Source organism: Kaarinaea lacus, from assembly GCF_975902315.1.
The window spans coordinates 1-3,048 of record NZ_CDLKIE010000243.1; the positions used below are offsets into that span (position 1 = coordinate 1).

Below are 3,048 nucleotides of genomic sequence, written 5' to 3' on the forward strand. Positions count from 1 at the left end.
CACTATGTTGGTTGACCCGATGAGAAGGGCGGCAAATTCATGTGCTAAGGTCTGGGGTGATCGTGAAAATTTGAATCATGCGCTCACTGAAATATTACATACCATGTCTTATTGTAAATACCTGTATGTATTAGATAAAGATGCGCTACAAATAAGTGATAATGTCAGTCATGAAGGCCTGGTAACCAGACATTTTGGTCGTGACCGTTCAGAGCGTCCTTATGTGCAAGAGATGGCATCCGGTGGTGAATTTATGTTATCGACTGCCTATATAAGTTTGCGCGCAAAACGCCCCTCGTTAACAGCGATGCAATTGGTGCGCGATGAAGATAATCAAATCATAGGCTTTATCGGCGCAGACTTTGATTTACGTGATTTGCCTTTAACGCGTGATTTATATGAAGAGCCCCGCGAGTGGAAACAAATTAAAGGGGACCCCTCTATCCGTCGAAATGTGTTTTCACAAACACGTAGTGATAGTGATATGGATCGTCATATTGATACGGTACTTGGTGTCATTGAAGAGTTGATCGTCGATCATGGTGTCTTTCATGCAAAGTTCCATTTCTCAAGTAATCGTTCTGTTATTTGGCACTTTGATGATCCATTTCGTTATCGTTTACTCAGCCTGGATGCACTTGTTGATCCGAATATTTGCCTGGCCTATCCAAACAGGGCATATCCTAAGGATGCAGCGATTCCAGTGTCACAAATTCGGCCGATTCTTGATAGTTTACGACAATTGAGATTCATGGATGACACTTTGTATTTACGTTCGGGTGCACTGAATATTTTTAATGGGATCATCAGTCTTAACTTCTCATGTGATGGTTCGCATTATATCCCTTACGATGAATTCCTGAATAGAGAACATGCTTTCTGGAATAGTGCACAGGACTAAAGGGGGCACTCTGATGGTCTGGTATTGGGTCGGACCTAGATTGCTGGTATTGGGTCGGACCTACCCAACTCACTGAGCACTCAATAGAAAAGGCCGTAGATTTACTGTCATTTCACCTTAGACCTTCCTTTTTACTTTCAAAAAGCCACTCCTAAGAATGAGTTTTTTATCTTCACGTAAACTTCACGGCTTAGACGGTTCATTTGACCTACAAAACAGGCCTTCTAAGTGATAAATAATGCGACTAATCGGTTTAATGATGGGTAACCACGATAGTTTTACAGGTCCGCTCCGGTTCTCCCACTATTGCCATGACAACAAACATCAACGGCAGCTGGATGCGCAGCAGGGTGTTAGTGTGAGTTATAGTGCTAACAGCGCGAATGCAACATATACCCCATTTTCTGATCTCAAAGACATGCTGGATAAAAAAGATAAATAATTAAAGGATCAATGGGGGCAGACTCCGTTGAAACCTTAAGCCAACTTAAAATCAATCGAGCCTAACCCCGTTGATTCGCAACGTACTTATTCGGACAGCGCGGCACATATGTCTACTGTCCTTCCTTTCGTTGACAGAAGTGTCCATATACCATTCACATCGACTGAGTATTCAACACGTCCTATATACTGTTTCGTTGATGGTCCAACTCCCTCCGGAAGGTCAGTCGGAAACAAAATGAGAACATTATGACCTTCAACCGACACACTTTGGGAGCCATCAGGATTAATTGTTGTGTGTGAAACTGATCCATTAGCCTTTATCGAGAAAGTTGCTCCAGTGTATTCGTTAATAAAGTCCAGATCGGCACCGATTCCGGCTTCAAGCATACGCACCGGAAAACCAGATTGGTCTGTCCATTCTTTCATTACACGATGGTCATTAGGAAATATCTCAATTGTCAAATCAAAATCAGGACAGGCATAACCAGCCGGAAGTGGAATTGTAATTGAGTCTGCAGCGACCTGGTTCGCAAAGCCTAGCGCAAACGTCAACATGAATGCGTTGACTATATATTTTATGGTCTTTTTCATAGTTTTCCCTCCTGTTTGGTGGTTGATTAAAAGATCAAAATGTTGGTGCAACTATCACGAGGATTTCTTTAGTCATTTCAGTAGTCCATTAGTCGTAGCTAGTTCCACTGCCTGCTTGTGACCAATGTCATTGCACTTTCAACACCAGAAAGTATTTACAGCTTTTATTATTTGGAATTTGCTTTGCTTATATTAATGATCTGCAAATTTTCTGACGAAATACCGGTAACATTATCAATAAAGCTCTGATAATCATGACATCTCTAAAAGTAAAACTTAGTGAAATACCGCGAGGAATGTGCAAACAATTAAGTATAAAAAAACTATAGTTAGCTTCTATGCGGATAAGAAATTTTTAAGCAGGATTTTTGATCCAAGGCAAAATTGTTACATCTATTTTCAAGTGATTAATTAGGTATGGACAATTTTTGGGCGATGCAAAATTATCTTGCCAATATCGTCATAGAAATAGCGCCAGACCCCAATTTAATGGTTAGCTCTCAGTCAAAAAATGTAACAGATAATGTTCAATTGTAATCAGGCGAGAATAAGTACGAGAAATCAGACAGTCTTGTTTGAATGTCGGCCCGGGTTATCAATAATAATTTTTATAGGAATTAATAGTAAATATAATAATTGTTGTGTATGACTCTAGCTTAACTTTGATGTCATTACCCCCCATGAAAATTGATTTTGAGAAGCGTTTTATTTCAATAAGTTTATAAATAATAGGGGACAGACCACAAATACAAAGTCCATCAAACTAGATTCAATAAATGTGGTCTGTCTATTAATATTATGTGCGTTTCGATGTCATGCCTATCGTGAAAGCGCGTTCGTCACAATATAGTGTTCGGTTATGCCAACAAGTTCGTCATAGAGAAATTAAAGGGTTGAATAAGAATTCTGCCGCCTTTTTGGGAGAACTTGTTCTCTTGTATCTGACGCTTTTTAACCTGGTCATAAAGTAATGTTAACCACTCCGACGCCGACGCCACCTTTGCCGTCAGTGACGGTAAATGCAAATTTGTCCGTAATACCTGTCACACCAGCAGGTGCAGTATAAGTTACTACACCATCTGTAGTGACACTTATACTACCACCCAGTACTG

4 protein-coding genes are annotated in these 3,048 nt (G+C 40.2%); 2 read left to right on the forward strand and 2 right to left on the reverse strand.

The window, feature by feature from the left end:
- Both ACWVCM_RS07550 and ACWVCM_RS07555 read left to right on the forward strand, forming a co-directional pair.
- On the forward strand, window positions 1–901 hold a 901-nt coding region (locus ACWVCM_RS07550), incomplete at its 5' end, for a PDC sensor domain-containing protein (RefSeq protein ID WP_455201119.1).
- 238 nt (window positions 902–1,139) lie between these two features.
- The gene (locus ACWVCM_RS07555; RefSeq protein WP_455201120.1) at window positions 1,140–1,343 is read left to right on the forward strand and encodes a hypothetical protein; all 204 of its coding nucleotides are present in this window, start codon (window positions 1,140–1,142) and stop codon (window positions 1,341–1,343) included.
- Between the two features lie 86 nt (window positions 1,344–1,429).
- On the opposite strand, the gene ACWVCM_RS07560 is transcribed toward ACWVCM_RS07555, so the two are convergent.
- Together ACWVCM_RS07560 and ACWVCM_RS07565 are read right to left on the reverse strand one after the other, a co-directional pair.
- The gene (locus ACWVCM_RS07560) at window positions 1,430–1,936 is read right to left on the reverse strand and encodes a hypothetical protein (protein WP_455201121.1); all 507 of its coding nucleotides are present in this window, start codon (window positions 1,934–1,936) and stop codon (window positions 1,430–1,432) included.
- Between the two features lie 960 nt (window positions 1,937–2,896).
- The gene (locus tag ACWVCM_RS07565) at window positions 2,897–3,043 is read right to left on the reverse strand and encodes an Ig-like domain-containing protein (RefSeq protein ID WP_455201122.1); all 147 of its coding nucleotides are present in this window, start codon (window positions 3,041–3,043) and stop codon (window positions 2,897–2,899) included.
- Window positions 3,044–3,048 lie beyond the last annotated feature (5 nt).